Origin of the sequence: Bradyrhizobium sp. WSM2254 (assembly GCF_000472645.1) — a bacterium.
In the GTDB taxonomy this organism is placed as follows: Bacteria; Pseudomonadota; Alphaproteobacteria; order Rhizobiales; family Xanthobacteraceae; genus Bradyrhizobium; species Bradyrhizobium niftali.
On sequence record NZ_AXAB01000024.1, the window covers coordinates 132,974 to 156,360 of the forward strand.

Genomic DNA, 23,387 nt, shown 5'->3' on the forward strand with positions numbered 1-23,387 from the left:
CATGGCTGCCGAAATTCGTACTTTCAGCTGTTTAAACGACAATTTCGGTTACCTGATCCACGATGTGGAAACCAAGGCGACGGCGTCGATCGACGCGCCGGAGGCCGGCCCCATCCTGAAGGCGCTGGAGCACGAGGGCTGGCAGCTCACCGACATCCTGATCACCCATCATCACGGCGATCATGTCGGCGGGGTCGCCGAACTCAAGCAGAAATATAATTGCCGCGTCGTCGCGCCGCACGACCAGACCACGAAAATCGCCAACGTCGACCTGCGCGTGGCCAATGCCGACGTGGTCAAGATCGGCAACCTGCTGGCGCGCGTCGTGGAGACGCCCGGCCACACGCTCGACCACATCTCCTACGTGTTCGACACCGAGAAGACGGTGTTCGCCGCTGACACGCTGTTCTCGATCGGCTGCGGCCGCGTCTTCGAGGGCACCTACCCGATGATGTGGGATTCGCTGTTGAAGCTGCGGGCCTTGCCCGACGATTTCAAGCTCTATTGCGGCCACGAATACACCGCCTCCAACGTCAAGTTCGCACTCACCGTCGATCCCGACAATGCGGCGCTCCAGGCGCGCGCGGCGGAGGTGACCAGGCTCCGCGCCGAGAACAAGCCCACGATCCCCTCACTGCTTGGTGACGAGAAGCGAGCAAACGTGTTCCTGCGTGCCGATGACCCGGCGGTCGCAGCCAGGCTACACATGAAGGGTGCGGATGCCGCCGCGGTGTTCGGCGAGCTGCGCGAGCGCAAAAACAAATCTTGAAGAACAAATCCTGAAGAAGAAGTCCTGAAGAGCAAATCCTGACGGGGATCGATGCCGACCGCAGCCGAGATCATCGCGCGCCTTGAGCTCCGACCGCACCCCGAAGGCGGGCACTATCGCGAGACGTTTCGCGACCAGACCACGGACGCCAACGGACGTTCGCGCTCGACCCTCATTTACTTCCTGCTTGCGCGCGGCGAGCGCTCGCACTGGCATCGCATCGATGCCGTCGAGATCTGGCATTATTATGCCGGCAGCCCGCTAATGCTGCGCATCGCGCATGAGGGCTGCTCCCAGCACGAGGTCCGCCTCGGCACGGATCTCGTGAGCGGCGAACGACCGCAGGCCATCGTGCCGGCCGATGCATGGCAGATGGCCGAGACAACCGGTGAATGGACACTGGTCGGCTGCACCGTCGCGCCGGCCTTCGAGTTCGCGAAGTTCGAGCTCGCGCCGAAGGGCTGGGAGCCATAGTTCCACACCGTCATTCCGGGGCGCCGCGCAAACGGCGAACCCGGAATCTATCTCGCCACCATTGACGCGGATAAATGGATTCCGAGTTCGTACGTCGTGCGCCCCGGAATGACAGTCACCGTTTCCTGAGCACCATGTCCTTCGCCGCGATCAGGCCGCCGCCGGCGATCAGGACCGCGGCGATGGCGATGTTGGCACTGGCCTTGGCGAAGCCGGCGGCGATGAGGAAGCCGGTCGACAATAGCGGCGTCGCATAGGAGGCGGCGCCGAGCACGCGGATGTCGCCGCGCTTCATCCCGATGTCCCAGGCGTAGAACGCGGCACCGACGGGGCCAATGCCGAGTGCGACGACCGAAAGCCACTGCACCGTGGTCTCGGGCCACACGGTGGTTTCGAGCGCACCGTGCATCAGTGCGGCGAGCACTGATGTGGCGAGGCAGAAGCCCGCGACCGCGTCGGTCGGCACCGCCTTCAATCGGCGCGACAGCACCGAATAGGTTGCCCAGACGAAGGCCGCGATGAAGGCCGCGATCAACCCCGGCACCGCCCCCGGCGCGAAGCCGGAGGTATTGCCGGCGAACAGCAGCACAGTGCCGACGAGGCCGAGCACGGCGCCGACGATGTGATGCACGGCCAGCCGCTCGCCCGGTAGGAACGACGAGAACAGCACGATCAGCAGCGGCCAGAGATAGTTGAGCAGACCGGCTTCAGCCGGCGGCGCGAAGCGCAGCGCGAGGAAATACAGCGCGTGATAGCCAAACAGGCCGCCAACACCGACCACCCACACGACCAACGGCTGGCGCAGGCTTTTCGCCGCCTCACCACGGCCGATCCAGGTGAGGAGGCCGACGAGGCCGCCGATCGCGAAGGTCATCGCGGCGAGCTGGAACGCCGGGATTTTTCCGGTCGCCACCGTCATCACTGACAGCAGTGACCACATCAGGATCGCGGTCAATCCGATCAGCGTCGCGGTGCGGGGAGCCATTTAAATCGCCTCGTCATTCCGGGGCGGCTCGAAGAGCCGAACCCGGAAATCTCGAGATTCCGGGTTCGCCGCTATTGCGGCGCCCCGGAATGACAGTGCATGGACAAATGCCCGGGACAAGCCCGGGCATGACGACGTCGTCGATATCAGCCTGCGTGATGCGATCGCATCACACCATGTACTGACCGCCGTTGACCGTCAGCGTCGAGCCGGTGATGGCGCCGGCCTCGTCGGCGGCGAGGAACACGACCGCGCGCGCAATCTCCTCGGGCTCGCCAAGGCGGCCGATCGGGATCAGCGGCAGGATGGACTTTTCCAGCACGTCCTTCGGCACCGCCTGCACCATTTCGGTGTTGATGTAGCCGGGGCAGATCGCGTTCACGGTGACGCCGCCCTTGGCGTTCTCCAGCGCCAAGGCCTTGGTGAAGCCGATCTCGCCGGCCTTCGCGGCGGAATAGTTCACCTGGCCGAACTGGCCCTTCTGGCCGTTGATCGAGGAGATGTTGATGATGCGGCCGAACTTGCGCCCGCGCATGCCTTCGATCACCTGGCGCGACATGTTGAACAGCGAGCCGAGATTGGTGCCGATCACGGCGTTCCATTGCTCGAGGCTCATCTTGTGGAAGGCGCCGTCCTTGGTGATGCCGGCATTGTTGACGAGCACGTCGATCGAGCCGACCTCGGCCTCGACCTTCTTCACGCCCTCGGCGCAGGCGTCGAAACTGCTGACGTCCCATTTGTAGACGGCGATGCCGGTCTCGGCCTTGAACTTCTCCGCCGCCGCATCGTTGCCGGCATAGCTAGCCGCGACCTTGTAGCCCGCCGCCTTCAGCGCCTTGCTGATCGCAGCTCCGATGCCCCGCGTACCACCCGTCACCAATGCAACACGTGCCATATCGTATTCCTTCCCTTGGACTCTTCGGACGTTTCTGAGTGATCGTTTTAGATGCGGATTATGCGGGACGTTTGACGGACATCAAGAACAAAACGCCCGGCGTGAGCCGGGCGTTTCTCTTTAGTCGAGGCTAATACGGTTGCGAAGAATATTTGATTTGCAATCGCCGCCTTTTTAGTCGCGTGCAACGCACTCACTTATGTGTGCAGCGCACGCGCAAGATCCACGTAAGCTGCGCGTCAGCTATCTTCAGTCGCGCGCCAGACACATCGCGATACCCATGCCGCCGCCGATGCACAGCGTGGCAAGGCCCTTCTTGGAATCGCGCTTCTGCATCTCGTGCAGCAGCGTCACCAGCACGCGTGCGCCGGAGGCGCCGACCGGGTGGCCGATCGCAATCGCGCCGCCGTTGACGTTGACCTTGGAGGTGTCCCAGCCGAGGTCCTTGTTGACGGCGCAGGCCTGCGCCGCGAAGGCCTCGTTGGCCTCGATCAGGTCGAGGTCGCCGACGTTCCAGCCGGCCTTCTTCAGCGCGGCGCGCGAGGCCGGGATCGGGCCCGAGCCCATGATCTTCGGATCGACGCCGGCCTGAGCCCAGGACACGATGCGCGCGAGCGGCTTCTTGCCTTCCTTGGCAGCCTGCTTCGCGGTCATCAGCACCACGGCGGCAGCGCCGTCATTGATGCCGGAAGCAGAGCCTGCGGTGACCGTGCCGTCCTTCTCGAAGGCGGGACGGAGCTTGGCCATCGCATCGAGCGTTGCGCCATGACGCGGATATTCGTCGGCGCTGACGACCACGTCGCCCTTGCGGGTCTTGATGGTGACGGGGACGATCTCGTCGTTGAACTTGCCGGCCTTCTGCGCGGCCTCGGCCTTCTGCTGCGAGGCGACCGCGAACTCGTCCTGCTGGGCGCGGGTGATCTGCCACTGGCGCGCAACGTTCTCGGCAGTGTTGCCCATGTGGTAGCCGTTGAAGGCATCCCACAGGCCGTCCTTGATCATGGTGTCGACGAACTCGAGCGCGCCCATCTTGACGCCGCCGCGCAGATACTGGGCGTGCGGGGCCATGCTCATGGATTCCTGGCCGCCGGCGACCACGATCTCGGAATCGCCGTTGAGCAGCGCCTGGTAGCCGAGCGCGACCGTGCGCAGGCCCGAGCCGCAAAGCTGGTTGACGCCCCAGGCCGGGCTCTCCACCGGAATGCCGGCGGCGATCGAGGCCTGGCGGGCCGGGTTCTGACCCTGAGCCGCGGTCAGGATCTGACCCATGATGACTTCGGAGACCCGCCCGGGCTCGATGCCACCACGCTCCAGCGCGGCCTTGATGGCGACGGCGCCGAGATCATGGGCGGGAAGGGTCGCGAACGCTCCGTTGAAGCTTCCGACCGCGGTGCGGGCGGCGCTGACGATGACGACATCGTCTGACATGGGCATCTCCTGGGGTTGAATGGGGGCAGACGGGGCTGGGGAAACGGCTCGCCAGTCTCGGACGGCATCCTGTTAACGTCATTGCGGCATGTCAATCGGCGGGTGGCCGAATTCATGCCGCGACGCATTCAAAATAGCGTTCTTGGCGCTTTCGCAAGCACGTTTTTGCTGCCCGATTAACCGTGGCGCACAAAACGGTAGCGTGACCCCTTTGAAAATGCTTATTTTGTTGCGTTGCGTACTCTTCCCGCCCTGCGGCATTGGCCCGCCGGGTTCCCGTTCTCAGCGTCTTGCAAGTGAGAGCCCATGGCGAAATCAGACCAACCCACCACCATCAAGAAATACGCGAACCGCCGGCTCTATAACACCGGAACGAGCACCTATGTGACGCTGGAAGACCTCGCCGCCATGGTCAAGGATGGCGAAGATTTCCTGGTCTACGACGCCAAGACCGGCGACGACATCACCCGCTCCGTGCTGGCCCAGATCATCTTCGAGCAGGAGAACAAGGCCGGCCAGAATCTGCTGCCGACCACCTTCCTGCGCCAGCTCATCCGCTTCTACGGCGACAGCATGCAGATGGTGGTACCGAAATATCTGGAACAGTCGATCGCGACGCTGACCCAGGAGCAGGAGAAGTTCCGCAAGCAGATCGCCAACACGCTGTCCGGCACGCCCTTTGCGCCGCTGGAGGAACAGGTCCGCCGCAACATGGAGCTGTTCCAGCAGACTTTCTCGATGTTCAAGCCGTTCGCGCCTGGCGCGGTCCGCCCGGCGGCTGCGCCAGAGCCCGAGCCCGATGCGAGCGCCGAGCCGGCCAAGGACAGCAACATCGACGATCTGCGCCAGCAGATGAAGGAAATGCAGGAACGCCTCGAGCGGATGTCGAAGAAGGAAGAGTAGCTTCTTCGTTTGCGCCGGCGCACCTAGCGCTCTGCCTGCTATTTCTTCCGATGCTGCCACTTGCTCCGCTGTCGTCCCGGCCTAGTGCGCAATTGCGCACGGGGGCCGGGACCCATACCCCCAGGGAGGAGTTGCGGCACGACGCAGGTAACCCCGAGTCATCGCCAAACCACATCCTGTGGTTATGGGTCCCGGCCCCCCGTGCGCAATTGCGCACTAGGCCGGGACGACGTTGGGGAGATATTGTGCTTCCGCATCATTATTGCGAGCGCAGCGAGGCAATGACGGGACAGGCGGCCCTACGCCGCCAGCTTCACCGCATGCGCAAAGTCCCAATAGAGCTTGCGTGCCTTGGTGTAGAGCGGGCCCGGCTTCAGCTCGCGCTCGTCGATGCGAATCACGGGCGCGACCTTGGCGAAATTGCCGGTTGAAAAGATCTCGTCGGCGGCGAGGAAGTCGGCATAGCGCAGCGTCGTCTCGATCACGGTGACGCCGTCGGCGCGAAGCAGGCCGATGACGCGCTGGCGCGTGATGCCGTTGAGGAAGGTGCCGTTCGGCACCGGCGTGAACACCACGCCGTCCTTGGCCATGAACACGTTGGAATTGCCGAACTCGGCGACATTGCCGAGCATGTCGAGCATCAGCGCGTTCTGGAAGCCGCGCGCAGCGGCCTCCGCCAGCGCGCGCGAATTGTTGGGATAGAGGCAGGCCGCCTTGGCCTCGACCGGCGCGCATTCGGCCGTCGGCCTGCGGAACGGCGACAGCGTGATGGCGTTGCCGACGGGTTTGGGCATCGGCGCCTCGTAAATGCACAGGCACCAGTTGGTGGTCTCGGGGTCGAACAGCACGCCGCCGCCCGCCCCGTTCTGCGCCCAGTACATCGGACGGACATAAAGCTCGGCATTGTCCGCGAAACGCGCGATGCCTTCGTTTGCGAGCGTGAGCCAGGTGCCGGCATCGACCACCGGCTTCAGGCCAAAGTTGACCGCGGATTGATTGGCTCGGGCGACGTGACGGTCGAGATCGGGTGCGACGCCTTCGAACGCGCGCGCGCCGTCGAACACGACCGAGCCGAGCCAGGCCGCATGCGTGCGCGGGCCCATGATCGGCACATTGCCGTCGTGCCATTTGCCCTCGAAGAAGGTCCAGCTCGGCGAATATTCGATGGGTTTCTTGATCTCGGCCATGACCGGCCTCCCCTTGGCGTGATGCCGCAATATGGCACGACTATTGGGGCCAAATTCTAAATGATTCCCTGCGGGGAAGCGGTGAGTTACCCTCTCCCCTTGTGGGAGAGGGTGGCTTCGCGCTAGCGAAGCCGGGTGAGGGGTCTCTATCCGCGATCTCATCTGCCGAGAGAACCCCTCATCCGGCGCTTCGCGCCACCTTCTCCCACAAGGGGAGAAGGAAAGGTCCATGCCGCTCGATCCGCTCGCGAAGCGTTTGTTGACCATGATGGCTGCGGCAGGGCCGCAGGCGCGAAGCCGGCCAAGCGTCGAGGCGCGGCGGCAGTCGCTGGCGAAGCTGATGCAGTTTGCGCGCGCTGACGCGCCTGACGTGACCGCCTCCGACGGCACACTGCTCGGCCCCGGCGGAGAGGTTCCCTATCGGCTGTATTCGCCCGCAAGCGCCAGCGAGCGCGCGCCGGGCTTCGTGTTCTTTCACGGCGGCGGCCTGGTTGCCGGCAGCATCGCCACGCACGACCGCATCGCGGCGGCGCTTGCGCATGCCACCGGCTGCCGCCTGGTCTCGGTCGACTACCGCCTCGCGCCGGAGCACAAATTCCCCGCCGCGGTGGACGACGCGATCGCCGCCACCGAATGGGTCGCGCGTGAAGCGTCGTCCCTCGGCATCGACGCCGAGAGGCTCGTGGTCGGCGGCGATTCCGCCGGCGCTACGCTCGCCGCGATCGTGTGCCAGGAGGCGCTGCAGAACGCCGGCCTCTCCATCGTCGCGCAATGCCTGATCTGCCCGGTGCTGGATTTCGAGGAGACCTCGCCTTCGCGCGAGGCGTTCGCCGAGGGCCATCTGATCGATCGCATTACGATCGAGGCCGATCTCGCCGACTACCTGCCCGGCAGCAACATCGATACCGCCGATCCTCGCATCTCACCGCTGCGCGCGACCCGCTTTGCGGGCCTGCCGACCGCGATCATCCATACCGCCGAGTTCGACCCGATGCGCGACGAAGGCAATGCCTATGCGCGCAAGCTGCTCGCCGCAGGCGTCGCCGTCGAGCATGTCTGCCATGACGGCATGGTCCACAATTTCCACGCCATGGGCGCGATCCTGCCGCAGGCACAGCTCGTGCTGTCGCAGATCGGCGAACAGGTGCGGCGGGCGGTGGAGACGTAAAAGCGCGAATCACACGCGCGCGTCGAGCACGGCTCTGGCTGCCACGACATATTCGGGCCAATGCGCATCCGCATAGCGTTCGGCCTGCCGCACGCAGGTGACATTGGGCGCATGGGCGGCCGCAATCGTGCGCGCGAAGCGCTCTTCGGCTACCGTCACGTCGTCGGGCTCGGGCGACGGTACGGCAGCGGCCACGGCAGTCGGGGCCACGGCGAGTCCCGCCAGACCGGTGAGCAGGATGCGGCGTGACGTATTCATGGCTGTCGTCCTTCAATTGTCCGGCCTGCACTCCGGCCGGCGCGTGTGTCGGTGCGATCACGGCAGAGTAACCGCGTGCATCCGTGCAGTCCATCGCTTGCGGATAGCGCTTGACCCCACGAACGATCACGTTCCATCTAACAACGGTTCCACCATTAAATCGCCACGCGTCGGATTGTCACGTGCCTCATCACCGCCGATCGGATCTTCAGGCCTTGCGCCCTGCTGCGTTGGGACTGTTGTGCCTGACGATGTCGGTGGGCGCTGCCTTTGCCGCTGACGAGAAGGACGAATCCGCAAAGCCTGATGTCCCGAACCTCTATCTCGATCTTCGAACGACCTATGCGACGATACCCGCTGGCACGCGCGGGATCGGCTTCGGCAACACGTCCTTGTCGGCCGCGTTCCAAGCGCTGGCGGCGAGCAGGGGCACGACGCTGCCGAACGGCCTGCCCGCCGCAAAATCCATTGCCGTCGACCTGCCGCTGACGGTCGATGTCAGTGATCGCGTATCGCTCTATGGCGGCGTGTCGGGCTCGACGACGGACATCGGCGGCGGCTGGTCGGCATTCGACATCACAAGCTGGAACATCGGCGTGCAGGCCGACCTTTATCAGCAGAACGGCGGAAAAATCCCGACCATCACGCTGCAATCGACCCTGACGCAGTCGGTGCCGAACGAGCAGGGCATGACGACTTCGTTCAACAACATCCTGGAATTCGACTACGCGCTCGACGAGGACGAAACGCGGGGCTGGCTTGCCGGCGTGCAATACACCCACACCGATATCGCGAGCCAGCTCGCCAGTATCCGGCCAAACACGATCCTCTATGCCGGCGGTTATTACCAATGGCCGAGCAATTGGAAGTTCACCGGACGGCTCGGCGTGCAGTCGTTCGGCGGCGCGCAGATCGCAGGGCGAACGCTGGCGGAGTCCTTCACCCAACCGATCCTGCGGCTCGATCTCGACCGCATGGACGACAACGACAACCGCCTGTTCGGCATCACCGCGCAGATCGCGTGGATGCCAAAGCCGTCCTACCAGCTGACACTGCGCACGCCGCTCTACGCCGTACGGAATTGAGCATGATCCGGAAAAGTGTGCAGCGGTTTTCCGAAAAGATCATGCTCGAACAGAACAAGGCGCCGGCTACTCCGGCACCGGCACGTCGAAGGTGTTGAGCGTGACCGAGACCATGCAATAGAGCCGACGAGATAGGACAGCTCGGCCGCGCCATGCTCGCCGAATTCCTTGACCGCGGCACGCCAGGTCAGTTCCGGCAGCACGCCGCCGCTCACGAGCGCCGATGCAACATCGTAGGCGACCGCCTCCTGCTTGGTGAGATCCACCGGCCGCTGCCCGGCGACGATGGTCGCGAGCTTCTCGTCGGAGAGGCCGCGCTGCTCGGCCACCAGCACATGGGCATAGAGCTCGTAGCCGGAACGGAAATGCGAGCCGGTGACGAGGATCGCGACCTCGCGCACCGGCGCAGGCAGCAGCGGGTTTGACGCGATCGCCTTGACCAGCTCCCACACCGGCTTGCCGAAGCGCGGCTCGCGGATCCAGGGATTCCAGGGCCCGAGCAGCGCGCCGTCGTCGCGCATGTTCACAAAGCCTTTGAAATGGTCCTTGATGCCGGCTCGCATGTCGTCATAGAGCGGCTTCTGTTCGTCGGTCAGATCCTTCGGATCGAGAATGGGAAGGCGCACGGCAGGATCTCCTCGTTGAGACGCCGCGAAGCTCGCCCGCACGCGTGTGCATGGCAAGTGAAGTTGCCGTGACATTCGGTCCGGGGCCGGTCACCGCCCGACGGCGTCGGTTACGGCGCCTCCGAGCGCGCCAGCGGCTCGCCCAGCGTATGCATCAGCCGGTTAGCCCAGCCGAAGATCGCGGCCGACAGCACCAGGTCGAGCTGCTCGAGCTCGCGCAGCCCGGCCTCGCCGAGTGCGCGCGCGTCCTCTGCAGTGGCTTCGATCGGCGTCGTCGAGAGCTTTGTAGCGAAATTGAACAGTGCCTGCTGGCGCGCCTCCAGCGTGGCATCGCGCTCGTCGGCGAAGATCTCCTCGACGACGTCGTTGCGTCCGGAGTAACTGATGAAGCGTGAGGCGTGCACGGCGGCGCAATAGATGCAGCGGTTGACGACCGAGGCACTCAGCGCGCCGAGCTCACGTTCGGCCGCGGACAAGCCGTCCTTGCCATACATGATGAGGTTGAACAGCGGCGAGCGCACCGCGAGCGATTCCGGGTCATGCGCCAGCGTCAGCACGTAAGGCGAGACGCCCTTGTTGGAGGGCGTGACCTTCATCGCCGCGAGCTGCTCTGACGTCGCCGAGGCGAGCTCGACCGGCGTGACATAGGGCGACCAGGTCGGGATCGTGGCGGTGAAGTTGTGGACGACCTCGCTCATCGGGCTTCGACCTCTTTCAGGAGCCTGAGGCCGGCCAGGACCCGCAGCTGGTAGTTCACGAAGGCGGCAAGCTCGGACAACCGCACGATATCGGCCTCGCTGACGCCGGCCGTCTTCAGCGCCGCGATGTCCTGTCGCGTCGCCTCGCGCGGCGACAGCGTCAGCAGGTCGGCATGGCGGGCCATGGCGTCGTGCAGGGAATCGCCACACACGCCGCCGGGCCATGCGAGGGCGGCCAGGTCGAGATCGCTCGCATGCGCCAGATAGGATTCGTAATGCGCGGTCAGCGCCTCGTCGCCGACGTGCCGGCACATCCGCGCCGCGAGCGCCGCCCGCAGGCCGTGGCTCAGCCCGCCGGGTTCGCGCGGCAGCAGCACCGCGTCATGGGCAGCTTCGCTGAGGCGCAAAATCTCGGCGCGGGCGTTCAGAGTCTGGCCGAGCGGTGACGCCGCGCGCACGCCGGCAATGGTTTCGATCAGCGTGGTCAAGCAACACTCCGCGGGCTCTGTGGATTGACAACATCCTCGACGGCGAGCGCCAGCGGCTGCGCCGTATCCAAAAACGACGACAGGGCAGTCTCGAATGGCGTTGGATCGAGGCCGCGTGCTTTCAGCCATGCGGGGTCATAATAGGTCTGCCGATAGCGCTCGCCGGAATCGCAGATCAGCGTGACCAGCGATCCGGTTTGGCCGGCGCTACGCATCTCCGAAGCAATGCGGCACAGCGCCAGGAAATTGGTGCCGGTGGACCCGCCGACGGATCGACGCAGCCGGCGCGACAGTACGTTCATCGCCGCAATCGTTGCTACGTCCGGGATCTTCATCATGCGGTCGACAACGCCTGGCACGAAGGACGGTTCGCAGCGCGGCCTGCCGACGCCCTCGATCAGCGAGGGCCGCTCGCAAACGCGGGAGCGGTCCTGCGAACGGAAGCAGTCGAAGAAGGCGGAATGCTCGACATCGGCGACGCAGAGCCGCGTAGGATATTGGCGATAGCGCAAATAGCGTCCGATGGTGGCCGAGGTGCCGCCGGTGCCGGCGCCCATCACGATCCAGTCCGGCAGCGGGCGCGGCTCGCCCTGCAATTGCGTGAAGATCGATTCGGCAATGTTGTTGTTGCCGCGCCAGTCGGTGGCGCGCTCGGCGAAGGTGAACTGGTCCATGTAGTGGCCGTTCAGGCGGGTGGCGAGCGCAGCAGCCTCGGCATAGAGCGCGCGGCCGTCGTCGATCAGATGGCAGTTGCCGCCATAATGCTCGATCGCGGCGATCTTCTCCGCCGAGGTCGTGCGCGGCATCACGGCGTAGAAGGGCACGCCGATCATCTGCGCGAAATAGGCTTCCGACACCGCGGTCGACCCCGACGATGCCTCGACGACGGGCGTGGCTTCACCGATGTGGCCATTGCAGAGCGCGTAGAGGAACAGCGAGCGCGCCAGCCGATGCTTCAGGCTGCCGGTCGGATGCGTGGACTCGTCCTTCAGATAGATATCGATGCCTGATAGCGCGGGCACGATCAGCCGGATCAGATGCGTGTCGGCCGTGCGGCATTGGTCGGCCTCGATCGCAGCTACAGCCTCGTCGACCCAGCCGCGCCGGTAGGCCGGTCCGGCCGGATTGTGGTGGCGAAAGGGGGTTGGCTCCATCGGCATGACAAGAATCCTCTCATAATACTTCTTGCACATCAAGAAATATTGTTCATTCTATATCCACATAATGTAGGCGACATGGCCATGAACCAGGACGTTATCGACATCCGCCTTCTCGAGGCCTTCGCCGCCGTGATGTCGGCCGGCAGCATCACCGGCGCGGCGCGGCTGCTCGGCCGATCGCAGCCGGTCGTGACGCGTCAGATCCAGGATCTCGAAGCTGACGTCGGCTATCTCCTGTTCACCCGGAACGGCCCGCGCATCAGCCCGACGCCAAAGGGCGTGCTGTTTCATGCCGAGGTCGAGCGGCTGCTGATGGGCTTGAAGCACATCCGCCAGCGCGCCAACGCGATCGGTGCGGGTGCGCTTCCCGTGCTCAGCCTGGCGGCAATCCCGGCGCTGGCGGCCGGCTTCGTCCCGGCTGCGCTCGCAGCGCTCGAACGCGAGTTGCTGCCAAGCCAGGTCCACGTGCAGGCGCTCTCGGCCGAGAACGTCGTGCAATCGGTGCTGTCGCAGTCGGTCGATTTCGGCCTTGCGAGCCTGCCGATCCAGCATCCCGGGCTCGACGTACAGTGGGTCTGCGAGGTGCCCTGCGTCGCGTGCCTCGCGATGGATCATCCGCTGGCGAAGAAGAAGGTCATTCGCCTGAAGGATCTTGCTGGCGTCCGGCTGCTGACGATGGCTAACCCCTACCGGCTTCGCCGCCGGGTGGAGGAGGCGCTGGAGCGTGAGGGTGTCGTGCCCGCTGAGGTCATCGACACCAACGCTTCGCTGACGGCGATCGCCATGGCCAAGCAGTCGCTCGGCATCGCCGTGGTCGAGCCGGTGCTGACCTCCAGCCTGCCGGTGGAGGGTGTCGTCACCCGGCCCCTGGACGTGTCCATTCCCTTCCTGTTCGCCGCGATTGCGCCGACCGGGCGCGAGCTGACGCCGACGGTCGCCGCGCTCAACGACGCACTGCGCGCCGCGGTCGCGCTGATGCCTGGCGCAAGGCTGCATAGCGGCGCCGCCGCGCTGGCCGAGGCCGGCGATGAAACCAGTGAATTCGAGAAAGCTCCCTCATGACGACGATGACACCTGACGTGGCGGGCCTCGCGGCGCTTGAAGCGCGCCTGAAGCAGGATCTGGCCTGGCTCGAACTGCCGGCCAAGTCGTGGGTGCCGCGCCGCGTCGTCGATGGCGAGAGCGTCATCGACGTCGTCATCGTCGGCGCGGGCATGGCCGGCCTCGTCGCCTCCGCCATGCTCAGGCGTCTCGGCGTCGACAACCAGCTCGTGCTCGATCGCGCGCGCGTCGGCGAGGAAGGTCCCTGGGTCACGTTCGCCCGGATGCGGACGCTGCGCTCGCCCAAGGAATTGACCGGCCCTGCGATGGGCATGCCGGCGCTGACCTTCCGCGCCTTCTACGAGGCGCAATATGGCAGGCAGGCCTGGCAGGCGCTTGACCGCGCGCCGCGCACGATGTGGATGGATTACCTGATCTGGTACCGCAAGGTGCTGGGCCTGCCGGTCCGCAACGGGGTTTCGGTCGAGCGAATCCACGCGCGCTCCGATGAACTGTTCACACTCGAAATCAGCGAAGGCGGCACGTCGCGGCAAATTCTCGCGCGCCACGTCGTGCTGGCGACGGGGCGCGACGGCCTCGGCGGTGCTTACGTGCCGCCGCTGTGCGACGGCATCGACCGACGTTTCTGGGCGCATTCGTCCGCCCCCATCGACTTCGAGAGACTTCGCGGCAGGCGTGTTGCCGTCGTCGGCGCGGGCGCATCCGCGATGGACAACGCAGCGATGGCGCTGGAGGCGGGCGCAGCGCGGCTCGACCTCTTCATTCGGCGCGCGGACATCCCGCGCGTCAACAAGTTCACCGGCATCGGCAGCCAGGGCGTCGTCCACGGCTTTGCCGGCCTGTCGGATGACTGGAAATGGCGTTTCCTCGATCACACGCTGAAGGCGCAGACGCCGCCGCCGCGTCAAAGCGTGCTGCGCGTCTCCGCCTATCCGCAGGCGCATTTCCATCTCGCAAGCCCGATCGATGATCTCGTCGTCGCGGGAGACCATCTCATGGTGACGACGCCGAAGGGCCGCTACGCGACCGATTTCATCATCTTCGGCACGGGCTTCAAGGTCGACCTCGCGTTGCGCGACGAGCTTGCCGAGTTCGCGCCGCATATCCGCTTCTGGTGCGACCGCTTCCCGGCACCTGACGGCATGGACAATGCCGAGCTGGAGAACTCGCCAGACCTCGGCGACAGCTTCCAGTTCCTGGAGAAAGAGCCCGGCGCCTGCCCCATGTTGGCGCGGCTGCATTGCTTCAACTATCCGGCGACGCTGAGCCACGGAAAGCTCTCCGGCGATATCCCTGCGATCAGCGAGGGCGCCGACCGGCTTGCGCGCGGCATCGTCCGTCGCCTGTTCGTCGAGGATCGCGAGATTCATTTCGCCAACCTCAAGGCCTTCGCCACGCCGGAACTCTCCGGCGACGAATGGCAGGATGCCGACGTCACCCATCAACCCGCCGAATAGGCGCAACCGGACAGGCAAGCGAGAGATGCAGACGAACAGGAAAGCCATCGCGGCCGCGATCGCCGGCAATGCGCTGGAGTGGTACGACTTCACGGTGTTCGCGCTGATGACACCGATCATCAAGAACCTGTTCTTCCCGGTCGACCCGAAAATTCCGGGCAGTGAGATCAACGCGCTGCTGCTGACCACCGCGCTGTTCGGCACCGGCTTCTTCATGCGGCCGATCGGCGGCCTCGTGCTCGGCTATTTCGGCGATCGCAAGGGGCGGAAGGCGGCGATGACGCTCGGCATGGGCATCATGGCCGTGTCGGTCGCGCTGTTGGCGTTGACGCCGACCTACGCCACGGCCGGCATTGCGGCGCCGCTGATCGTGCTGCTGGCGCGGCTGTTGCAGGGCTTTTCGGTCGGCGGCGAGTTCGGCACCTCGACCGCCTATCTGATCGAAGCGGCGCCTCCCGGCCGCACCGGCTTCTATGGATCGTGGCAGATCGCCGGCCAGCTCATGGCCAACGTGCTCGGCGCAGTGCTGGGCGCCACCCTGACGCTGGCGTTCACGCAGGAGCAGCTTGCCGCCGGCGCCTGGCGCATTCCCTTCTTCGTCGGTCTCGTGATCGTTCCGATCCTGCTCTATATGCGCGCCAGCGTCATCGAGCCCGAAGCTTCCCGGCGCAGCATGGCGACGGTGCACAAGGACAATTTCATCGCCGCGCTGAAGAATCCCGGCCGCAATTTCCTGATCGGCATGGGCATGGTGGTGGCGAGCGCCGTGTCGTTCTACGTCACCTTCGGCTACACCGTGACCTACGCCAAGGAGGTGCTGAAGCTGCCGCTGATGCAGAGCTTCCTGGTGCAGATGATCGCGGCAATCGTGATGGTGATCGTCGTGCCGATCGCGGGCGCCGTCTCCGACCGCTATCCGCGCAGGCCGCTGTTGCTGGTCTCGTTGATCGGCTATTTCGTCTCGCTCTACCCGCTCTATGCCTGGGTGATCTCCGAGCCGTCGATCGCAAGGCTGCTGGTCGCCCAGGTCGTCATCGGCTTCTTCAGCGCCTTCTTCCTCGGCGTCTACTGCACCACGCTGGTCGAGCTGTTCCCGATCCGCATTCGCTCGACCGCGCTCGCGATCGTCAACAACGTCGCGGTGCTGGTGTTCGGCGGCTTTGCCCAGTTCTTCGTGACCTGGCTGATCGCGCTCACCGGCTCCCCGCTGGCGCCGATCTTCTATGTCATGATCGGCGTCGGCCTCGGGCTGATGGCGGTGATCGCGATGCGGCCGGAGGACGCAGAGCGGGAGCAGGTCGCGGACGGCGTCGTCGAACAGGCATCGTGAAGCCGCTCAAAACTCCAGCGGCGCGTTGTCGACGACTTCCTTCATCACGAAGAAGGTGCGGGTCTGGCGCACGCCGGGCAGCGCGATGAGCTGCTCGCCATGGATGCGGTTGAAGTCCTCCATGTCGCCGACGCGGATCTTGAGGAAATAGTCGAAGTCGCCGGCGACGAGGTGGCAGTCGAGCACGAATTTCAGCTTTGCGATCGCCTGCTCGAAGATGGCAAAGCTTTCCGGCGTCGAGCGGTCCAGCACGACGCCGACCATGACCAGGGTCCCCTTTGCCACCTTCTTCGGGGCAACCATGGCGCGCACAGTGGCGATGAAGCCGTCCTCGAACAGGCGCTGGGTGCGGCGATGGCAGGTCGCGGGGCTGATTGCGACGGTTTCGGCCAGCTCGGCATTGCTGAGCCGGCCGTTATTTTGCAGCAATCTCAAGATCTTAAGGTCAACGCGGTCTAGCCGGGACGACATGGAAGAAGCTTCCGAGATTGGAGCATTTTCTGAAAGAAATATTACCTCATTTGCCAATCGCCGCAAGATAACATGCAATACGGGCGCAGCATTCGAGAGCACATTCCTTATCACCTATGCTAGTCGCTGCGGCCAGCTCAACACCAATCGGGATGACCTGACCATGCTGGAAAAATTCGCGCGCTATCCGCTGACCTTCGGCCCGACGCCCATCGAGAAGCTGGAGCGGCTGTCGAAGCATCTCGGCGGCAATGTCGAGATCTATGCCAAGCGCGAGGACTGCAATTCCGGTCTCGCCTATGGCGGCAATAAGCTGCGCAAGCTCGAATACATCATCCCGGATGCGATCGCCTCGAACGCCGACACGCTGGTCTCGATCGGCGGCGTGCAGTCCAACCACACCCGCATGATCGCCGCCGTCGCCGCCAAGATCGGCATGAAGTGCCGCCTGGTGCAGGAAGCCTGGGTGCCGCACGAGGACGCCGTCTATGACCGTGTCGGCAACATCATGCTCTCGCGCATCATGGGCGCCGACGTGCGCCTGGTCGACGACGGCTTCGACATCGGCATTCGCAAGAGCTGGGAGCAGGCGATCGAGGAGGTGAAGGCCGCGGGCGGCAAGCCTTACGCGATTCCCGCCGGCGCCTCCGTGCACAAATTTGGCGGGCTCGGCTATGTCGGCTTCGCCGAGGAAGTGCGCAAGCAGGAAGCCGAGCTCGGCTTCAAGTTCGACTACATCGTGGTCTGCACCGTCACCGGCTCGACCCATGCCGGCATGCTGGTCGGCTTCGCCGCCGACGGCCGCGCGCGAAAGGTGATCGGCATCGACGGGTCGTTCACCCCGGCGCAAACCAAGGCGCAGGTGCTCTCGATCGCCCAGAACACGGCCAAGCTCGTCGAGCTCGGCAAGGACATCGTTGCAGACGATGTCGTGCTGATCGAGGACTACGCCTATCCCGCCTATGGCGTGCCGTCGGAAGAGACCAAGGAAGCGATCCGCCTCACCGCTCGTCTCGAAGCCATGATCACCGACCCCGTCTACGAGGGCAAGTCGATGCAGGGTCTGATCGACCTGACGCAGAAGGGCTATTTCGAGAAGGGCGCGAAGGTCCTCTACGCGCATCTCGGCGGCGCGCCCGCGCTCAACGGCTACGGGTATGCGTTCAGGAATGGCTGAGGTTGCCCGCCTCGCGCCTCATTTACAGCTGTCGTCCCGGCGAAGGCCGGGACCCATAACCCCAGGGAGCAGTTTGGCGAAGAACGTCGTCGCGCCTGCCCCAAGACAAATCACGCGGTATGGATCCCGGATCTGCGCTCCGCTTCGCTGCGCTTGTCCGGGATGACGACGTGGAGGGATGCTCGCCCCCTTACCGCGTCCTGATCAGCCGCAGCAGCTCGTCGCCGTAATGCTCGAGCTTCTTGTCGCCGATGCCGGGCACGTTGCGGAGCTCGTCCAGCGTCGTCGGCCAGGCCCGCACGATGCCGTCGATGGTGGCATCGTGCAGCACCACATAGGCCGGCACGCCGCGTTCGCGCGCGACGTCCGAGCGCCAGGAGCGCAGCCGCGCGCGCAGCTCTGGATCGACGTCGCCTTGCGGAGCGCTTGCGGCAGGCGCGAGATCGCCGCGGCGGGATTTGGCGCGGCTGGAACGGATGCGGGCGCCGGGCGCCTCCTCGCGCAGCCACACCTCGGTCTCGCCGCGTAGCACGCCGCGTGCGGAGTCCGTCAGCTTCAGCGCGCCATAGGCTTCACTGTCGCTCTGCAAATGGCCCATCGCCACGAGCTGCCGCAGCACCGTGCGCCACTGCTTTTCGTTGAGCTCGCGCCCGATGCCGAATACCGACAGCTTGTCGTGGCCGAACTGCGTGACCTTCTCGGTCAGGCGGCCGATCAGCACGTCGATCAGGTGCATTGCGCCGAAACGCTGGCCGGTGCGATAGACGCAGGAGAGCAGTTTTTGCGCCAGCACCTTGCCGTCGCGCATCTTCGGCGGCGTCAGGCAATTGTCGCAATTGCCGCAGGTTTCGCCGTGCACGATCTCGCCGAAATAGGCGAGCAGCCGCCTGCGCCGGCACTGCGCGGTCTCGGCGAGCCCGACCAGCGCGTCGAGCTTGCCGATCGACACGCGCTTGAAATCGTCGGAGCCGCTGGACTCGTCGATCATGCGGCGCTGCTGCACGATGTCGGAGAGGCCATAGGCCATCCATGCCGCGGACGGCTTGCCATCGCGGCCGGCGCGTCCCGTCTCCTGGTAATAGGCCTCGATGCTCTTGGGCAGATCGAGATGGGCGACGAAGCGCACGTCGGGTTTGTCGATGCCCATGCCGAAGGCGATGGTCGCCACGATGACGATGCCGTCCTCGTTGAGGAAGCGATCCTGGTTGCGCGAGCGCACGCTGCTGTCGAGCCCGGCGTGATAGGGCAGCGCGGCAATGCCGGCATCGTCGAGCGCGGCGGCGACCTCCTCGACCCGGTTGCGCGACAGGCAGTAGACCACGCCGGCGTCGCCCGCATGGCGCTCCCGGATGAACTCCTTGAGCTGCGACACCGCATTGCGCTTGTCGACGATCTCGTAGCGGATGTTGGGGCGGTCGAAGCTGGAGACGAATTGCGGACTGCCCCCAAGCTGGAGCCGTTCGACAATTTCCTTCCGCGTCAGCTCGTCGGCGGTTGCGGTCAGCGCGATGCGCGGTACCTCGGGGAACCGCTCGGCGATGATGGAGAGGCCGACATATTCGGGGCGGAAGTCGTGGCCCCATTGCGAGACGCAATGCGCCTCGTCGATGGCGAACAGTGCGACCTTGGCCTGTGCCAGCATCGACAGGCAGCGCGGCGTCACCAGCCGTTCCGGCGCGACATAGAGCAGGTCGAGATCGCCCGCGATCAGGCGCCGCTCGATGTCGGAGGCCTCCTGCGGCGTCAGCGACGAGTTCAGCGCCGCGGCGTTGACACCGGCCTCGAGCAGGCCGGCGACCTGGTCGCGCATCAGCGCAATCAATGGCGAGACCACGATGCCGCAGCCTTCCCGCAGCAACGACGGCAGCTGGTAGCACAGCGACTTGCCGCCGCCGGTCGGCATCAGCACCAGGCAATTGCCGCCATCGGTGACGTGCCGGATGATCTCGCCCTGCGCGCCGCGGAACCCCGGCAGGCCGAACACCGAATGCAGCACCGACAGCGCGTCGCGGCCGTTGGCCGGCGCGGGCAGCGGAGCGATGGAAGGGACGTTCATGGGTGTGTCGGAGGCCGTGGGATTCGTCACAAGGCCAGTCGCATGCTGGCGCGGGCGTGGCAAGGCCGTTCGCGCGGCAAGGCCGAGTCTTCCCCTCTCCCCTTGTGAGAGGGTGGCTCGCCGCGTAGCGGCGAGACGGGTGAGGGGTTCTCTCGACGGATTCGATAGAGGTTGATTCGCTGAAACAGACCCCTCATCCGGCGCTTTGCGCCACCTTCTCCCACAAGGGGAGAAGGAAGAAAGACGCTACGCCCCGATCCTTCGCAATGCCTCCGCAACGGTCACGATCGGCATGTCGCGCTTGCCGGCCGCCTCAAGCGCATGGCGCATCAGCTGCGGCGTGCAGCCATAGGGGCTCGGCGCGTTCGCGACGTCATGGCCGTAGAAGATGAGCCATCCACCGCTCTCGACCGCCTCGTCGAAATAACGATCGACGCCCGCCGTATCGATCTCGCAATCGACCAGCGGCGAGGCGCGCAGGAATTGGAGGTCGATGACGTCGCGATTGACGCCGGGCAGAATGCCGCGTGCCGAGCGAAAGGTTCTTGCGAGCTGCGGCTTGCGCCAGACCGAGGCGAGGCCGTACGGATAGGCGAAATTCTCCAGCGTGATCGAGGAATCGATGGCGCGGAGATGGCTCCGGTTCCGTTCGATCTCGCGGGTCATGGCGGCCTCGTCGAGATCGACCGCGCACTGGTGCGAAAAGGTGTGGCATGCAATCTCGTGGCCGGCACGGTGAAGCCGCACGATCGCGTCGTTCGACAGCCCATGCCAGTGATCCGACGGCCGGTCGATCAGGCTGCCGGCGATGTAATAGGTGCCGCGGCCGCCATGCGCTTCGAGGAGCGAGGCGCCCTCGCCGGCGGCACTATCGGGGGCATCGTCGAAGGTAAAGCTCACCATCGGCGCATGCGCGGGCAGCCGGTGCGGCGCGGCACGGAAGTGCCGGGCGAGCCGATTGCTCACGCGTCCCTGGAGTGCCGACCACACGACTGCGTTTCCTGTGATTCTGTGTTTCCGTATTTCTCTACTGAAACATTCGCGCGCCGGTTGAGGCAAGCTTAACGCTTGGGTAATCCTAACGCGGAACCAACGCCCTTGGGCTGGCGCGCAAGGACCGCGGCCTCGGCTTCCGCACCGAGATACTGCAGCCAATTGCGGAATAGGGCCGCCGCCGCGCTGCCGGCGGCGATATCAGCGCGCAAGTTCAGCGCCGGCAGGTCATTGGTCAGCGCCGGATGGCGCTGGTGCCTCGCCTGCTTCTCGAAGCGCACAAGCTTCTCTTCCGTCGCTGCGTCAAAATAACTCACGGGCAAATGCGGATAATTCTCGCGCTCACGCGCGAGGTAGCGGCCGACGTCGCGCAGATATTCGCGCTGAAGCGACAATGCGTCATATTCGGGGTGGCCCTGGAAGAACACGAAGCGGCTGGCATATTGGCGGACGAAGACGTCGACGCCGGCCAGAGCCGACCGGGTCAGCACCCGATAACCGGCCTGATCGAGGTCGCTCTCGACAATCTCATTCAGGCGCGAATGCGAAACCTTGAGCGGCGCAGGCACGGCATGCGTCAGCGGATCGGTCGTGACGGCCTCGCAGTCGAAGATGCCGTGACACTTGGCCGGCAACCGTTGCCGCGCAATGCCGTCGAGGTGCAGGACTGCGGCATGCGCGGCAAGGCATGACCAGATCGTCGAGCGCGTGTTGGCCTTGGCCCAGTCGACCAGATCGGTGAGGTCGCGCCAGTACGGCTCCTGGTCGAGCTCGGGCGCGACCGGCTCGGCGCCGGTCACGATCAGCCCGTCGAATCGCTGACGCTTGAGATCCGCGAGATCTGAATATTCGCTCTCGACGTGCCATTTCGCTTCGGGCGAGCGCTTGACCGAGGGCAGCGAGAAACAGTGGAAGCGGATGCGGCGCGGGCCCGCGGCGGCCTGGAGCAGCTTCATGAACTGCCGCTCGGTCGCCTTCAGCGCCGGATCGGGCATGTTGTTGATCAGCCCGATGGTGAGCTCGGCGCCGGCATGATCGCGCGCCAGATCGCCCTCAGCCGGCACCAGTGCCGGGCTCGATATCCCATGATCCCTGTTGATCAGGATCGTCATCGGGGCCGTCGCCTACTCCGCGGCCTGGAGGCGCGACGACGGACAGGCTTTCTCCAACGCCTGGTCGATGTCCTCGATGATATCGGCGGCATGCTCGATGCCGATGGACAGGCGGATCGTCTCCGGCAGCACGCCGGCGACGCGCTGCTGCTCCGCCGACATCTGCCGGTGCGTGGTCGAGGCCGGATGGCAGGCCAGCGACTTGGCATCGCCGATATTGACGAGGCGCGTGATCAGCTTCAGGGCATCGTAGAAGGCCTTGCCGGCTTCCATGCCGCCCTTGATGCCGAAGGTGAACAGCGAGGAAGCGTTGCCGTCGAGATATTTCTGGACCAGCGGATAGTAGGGGCTGTCCGGGAAGCCAGTGTAGTTGATCCAGGCGACGCGCGGGTCGGTGCGGAGGAATTCGGCGACCTTGCGTGCATTCTCGACGTGGCGCTCCATGCGCAGCGCCACGGTCTCGATACCCTGGAGCAGCAGGAAGGCATTGAAGGGCGAGAGCACCGAGCCCATGGTGCGCTGATAGACGCTGCGCGCGCGCTCGATATAGGCGGTCCTGCCGAAGCGCTCGGCATAGACGAGGCCGTGATAGGAAGCGTCCGGCTTGTTATAGGCCGGAAAGCGGTCGGCGTATTTCGCCCAGGGGAAGTTTCCGGAATCGACGATGGCGCCGCCGAGCGTGGTGCCGTGGCCGCCCAGGAACTTGGTCAGCGAATGCACGGCGATGTCGGCGCCGTAGTCGAACGGCTTGAGCAGGATCGGGGTTGCGACCGTGTTGTCGACGATCAGCGGCACGCCGTGGGCGTGCGCGATCTTCGCCAATGCCTCGATGTCGCAGACATTGCCGGCGGGATTGCCGATGGTCTCGGCGAACACCGCACGGGTGTTCTCGTCGATCAGCTTCTCGATTGCATCCGGCTTGTCGCTCTCGGCGAAGCGGCCTGTGATGCCCTGGCGCGGCAGAATGTGCGAGAGCAGCGTGTGCGTGGTGCCGTAGAGCTGCGGCACGGACACGATGTTGCCGCCGTGATCGGCGACGTTGACGAAGGCGAAATGCAGCGCCGCCTGGCCAGTCGCGACCGCGAGCGCACCGACGCCGCCTTCGAGCTGGCTGATGCGCTTCTCCAGCACCGCGCTGGTCGGATTGGCAATGCGGCTGTAACGGAAACCCTCGGCCTCAAGATTGAAGAGGGCCGCGCCGTGATCGGCGCTGTCGAAGGCATAGGCCGCGGTCTGGTAGATCGGCACGGCAACCGCGTGCGTGGTGGCTTCGGGCTCATAGCCCGCGTGAATAGCGATCGTCTCGTTGCGCATCGTGCCACCTCCGCGTGGAGCGGGCCGCACTTATTGGCCTGTATGAGGCATGTGCGTTGTCCGCCGTCCTCGTGTTAGAGGCGGGTGGTAAAGCGGGCAATAATTCGCCTAGAGATCGAGGAAGTAACCCTAACGGTTATTGGTGAATTGGCTAAAATACCAATCAAATTGGATTAACGAATTTGGTGCGCGCCTTGCTGCGCCTCGTGCCGTGCTTACCCTTCTCCCCTTGTGGGCCTGTTGCGTAATTCGTCAATTGTGATTCCCTAGGGCAAAGCCTTGGAGGGTAGC

Annotated in this window: 22 protein-coding genes and 1 pseudogene; 9 read left to right on the forward strand and 14 right to left on the reverse strand. The window is 65.0% G+C overall.

Going from position 1 to position 23,387, the window contains the following annotated elements:
- The first annotated feature begins 1 nt into the window (after position 1).
- Both gloB and A3M7_RS0118565 read left to right on the forward strand, forming a co-directional pair.
- Positions 2-769 carry a hydroxyacylglutathione hydrolase gene (gene gloB, locus A3M7_RS0118560; RefSeq protein WP_027545276.1) on the forward strand — a complete coding sequence of 256 codons (768 nt, stop codon included), beginning with the start codon at positions 2-4 and terminating at the stop codon, positions 767-769.
- Positions 770-820: 51 nt separating this feature from the next.
- Positions 821-1,243, forward strand: a complete 423-nt coding sequence (locus A3M7_RS0118565; protein WP_011083055.1) for a cupin domain-containing protein — start codon at positions 821-823, stop codon at positions 1,241-1,243.
- Between the two features lie 115 nt (positions 1,244-1,358).
- On the opposite strand, the gene A3M7_RS0118570 is transcribed toward A3M7_RS0118565, so the two are convergent.
- The 3 genes from A3M7_RS0118570 to A3M7_RS0118580 form a co-directional block, all read right to left on the reverse strand.
- Entirely contained in the window at positions 1,359-2,228 is an 870-nt protein-coding gene (locus A3M7_RS0118570) for a DMT family transporter (RefSeq protein ID WP_027545277.1), read from the reverse strand.
- A 169-nt stretch (positions 2,229-2,397) separates the two neighbouring features.
- The gene (phbB, locus tag A3M7_RS0118575) at positions 2,398-3,123 is read right to left on the reverse strand and encodes an acetoacetyl-CoA reductase (RefSeq protein ID WP_027545278.1); all 726 of its coding nucleotides are present in this window, start codon (positions 3,121-3,123) and stop codon (positions 2,398-2,400) included.
- Between the two features lie 249 nt (positions 3,124-3,372).
- Positions 3,373-4,551, reverse strand: coding sequence for an acetyl-CoA C-acetyltransferase (locus A3M7_RS0118580; RefSeq protein WP_027545279.1), 1,179 nt, complete (start codon positions 4,549-4,551; stop codon positions 3,373-3,375).
- Between the two features lie 306 nt (positions 4,552-4,857).
- Here A3M7_RS0118580 and phaR point away from each other — a divergent pair, with 306 nt between their 5' ends.
- On the forward strand, positions 4,858-5,454 hold the full coding sequence (gene phaR, locus A3M7_RS0118585) for a polyhydroxyalkanoate synthesis repressor PhaR (RefSeq protein WP_027545280.1): 597 nt from the start codon (positions 4,858-4,860) through the stop codon (positions 5,452-5,454).
- A gap of 299 nt (positions 5,455-5,753) precedes the next feature.
- On the opposite strand, the gene A3M7_RS0118590 is transcribed toward phaR, so the two are convergent.
- On the reverse strand, positions 5,754-6,641 hold the full coding sequence (locus A3M7_RS0118590; RefSeq protein ID WP_027545281.1) for a branched-chain amino acid aminotransferase: 888 nt from the start codon (positions 6,639-6,641) through the stop codon (positions 5,754-5,756).
- A gap of 229 nt (positions 6,642-6,870) precedes the next feature.
- On the opposite strand from A3M7_RS0118590, the gene A3M7_RS0118595 reads away from it, so the two are divergent.
- A complete protein-coding gene (locus A3M7_RS0118595) occupies positions 6,871-7,809 on the forward strand; it encodes an alpha/beta hydrolase (RefSeq protein WP_027545282.1) in 939 nt (312 codons plus the stop codon).
- Between the two features lie 9 nt (positions 7,810-7,818).
- Here A3M7_RS0118595 and A3M7_RS0118600 read toward each other — a convergent pair whose 3' ends face one another.
- Entirely contained in the window at positions 7,819-8,067 is a 249-nt protein-coding gene (locus tag A3M7_RS0118600) for a hypothetical protein (RefSeq protein ID WP_027545283.1), read from the reverse strand.
- A gap of 215 nt (positions 8,068-8,282) precedes the next feature.
- Between A3M7_RS0118600 and A3M7_RS0118605 the strand changes: the two genes are divergently transcribed.
- Positions 8,283-9,152, forward strand: coding sequence for a hypothetical protein (locus tag A3M7_RS0118605; RefSeq protein ID WP_027545284.1), 870 nt, complete (start codon positions 8,283-8,285; stop codon positions 9,150-9,152).
- Between the two features lie 66 nt (positions 9,153-9,218).
- Here the strand turns inward: A3M7_RS0118605 and A3M7_RS0118610 are convergent.
- From A3M7_RS0118610 to A3M7_RS0118625, 4 genes and pseudogenes are all read right to left on the reverse strand, one after another.
- Positions 9,219-9,778: pseudogene (locus A3M7_RS0118610) on the reverse strand (carboxymuconolactone decarboxylase family protein).
- 110 nt (positions 9,779-9,888) lie between these two features.
- Positions 9,889-10,476, reverse strand: coding sequence for a peroxidase-related enzyme (locus tag A3M7_RS0118615; RefSeq protein ID WP_027545285.1), 588 nt, complete (start codon positions 10,474-10,476; stop codon positions 9,889-9,891).
- On the reverse strand, positions 10,473-10,964 hold the full coding sequence (locus A3M7_RS0118620) for a CMD domain-containing protein (RefSeq protein WP_027545286.1): 492 nt from the start codon (positions 10,962-10,964) through the stop codon (positions 10,473-10,475). Before A3M7_RS0118620 ends, A3M7_RS0118615 begins: the two co-directional genes overlap by 4 nt.
- Positions 10,961-12,118 (reverse strand): PLP-dependent cysteine synthase family protein, encoded by a 1,158-nt coding sequence (locus tag A3M7_RS0118625; RefSeq protein ID WP_049823521.1) that lies wholly within the window; start codon positions 12,116-12,118, stop codon positions 10,961-10,963. Before A3M7_RS0118625 ends, A3M7_RS0118620 begins: the two co-directional genes overlap by 4 nt.
- A gap of 87 nt (positions 12,119-12,205) precedes the next feature.
- On the opposite strand from A3M7_RS0118625, the gene A3M7_RS0118630 reads away from it, so the two are divergent.
- The 3 genes from A3M7_RS0118630 to A3M7_RS0118640 are packed head-to-tail and all read left to right on the forward strand — an operon-like array spanning position 12,206 to position 15,973.
- Positions 12,206-13,186, forward strand: a complete 981-nt coding sequence (locus A3M7_RS0118630) for a LysR family transcriptional regulator (RefSeq protein WP_027545288.1) — start codon at positions 12,206-12,208, stop codon at positions 13,184-13,186.
- Positions 13,183-14,643 carry an NAD(P)-binding domain-containing protein gene (locus A3M7_RS0118635; RefSeq protein ID WP_027545289.1) on the forward strand — a complete coding sequence of 487 codons (1,461 nt, stop codon included), beginning with the start codon at positions 13,183-13,185 and terminating at the stop codon, positions 14,641-14,643. Before A3M7_RS0118630 ends, A3M7_RS0118635 begins: the two co-directional genes overlap by 4 nt.
- A gap of 25 nt (positions 14,644-14,668) precedes the next feature.
- Positions 14,669-15,973 (forward strand): citrate-proton symporter, encoded by a 1,305-nt coding sequence (locus A3M7_RS0118640; protein WP_027545290.1) that lies wholly within the window; start codon positions 14,669-14,671, stop codon positions 15,971-15,973.
- Between the two features lie 6 nt (positions 15,974-15,979).
- Here the strand turns inward: A3M7_RS0118640 and A3M7_RS0118645 are convergent, their stop codons facing one another.
- Complete coding sequence (locus tag A3M7_RS0118645; protein ID WP_027545291.1) at positions 15,980-16,444, reverse strand: Lrp/AsnC family transcriptional regulator; 465 nt, start codon at positions 16,442-16,444, stop codon at positions 15,980-15,982.
- A gap of 163 nt (positions 16,445-16,607) precedes the next feature.
- Between A3M7_RS0118645 and A3M7_RS0118650 the strand changes: the two genes are divergently transcribed.
- The gene (locus A3M7_RS0118650) at positions 16,608-17,621 is read left to right on the forward strand and encodes a 1-aminocyclopropane-1-carboxylate deaminase (RefSeq protein ID WP_027545292.1); all 1,014 of its coding nucleotides are present in this window, start codon (positions 16,608-16,610) and stop codon (positions 17,619-17,621) included.
- Between the two features lie 190 nt (positions 17,622-17,811).
- Here the strand turns inward: A3M7_RS0118650 and recQ are convergent, their stop codons facing one another.
- The 4 genes from recQ to A3M7_RS0118670 all read right to left on the reverse strand — a co-directional run bounded on the left by recQ (position 17,812) and on the right by A3M7_RS0118670 (position 23,096).
- A complete protein-coding gene (gene recQ / locus A3M7_RS0118655) occupies positions 17,812-19,677 on the reverse strand; it encodes a DNA helicase RecQ (protein ID WP_027545293.1) in 1,866 nt (621 codons plus the stop codon).
- A 246-nt stretch (positions 19,678-19,923) separates the two neighbouring features.
- Complete coding sequence (locus A3M7_RS0118660) at positions 19,924-20,667, reverse strand: polysaccharide deacetylase family protein (RefSeq protein WP_027545294.1); 744 nt, start codon at positions 20,665-20,667, stop codon at positions 19,924-19,926.
- Between the two features lie 71 nt (positions 20,668-20,738).
- Positions 20,739-21,782 carry a homoserine O-succinyltransferase gene (locus tag A3M7_RS44455; protein ID WP_049823518.1) on the reverse strand — a complete coding sequence of 348 codons (1,044 nt, stop codon included), beginning with the start codon at positions 21,780-21,782 and terminating at the stop codon, positions 20,739-20,741.
- 12 nt (positions 21,783-21,794) lie between these two features.
- Entirely contained in the window at positions 21,795-23,096 is a 1,302-nt protein-coding gene (locus A3M7_RS0118670) for an O-acetylhomoserine aminocarboxypropyltransferase/cysteine synthase family protein (protein ID WP_027545295.1), read from the reverse strand.
- Positions 23,097-23,387: the final 291 nt, after the last annotated feature.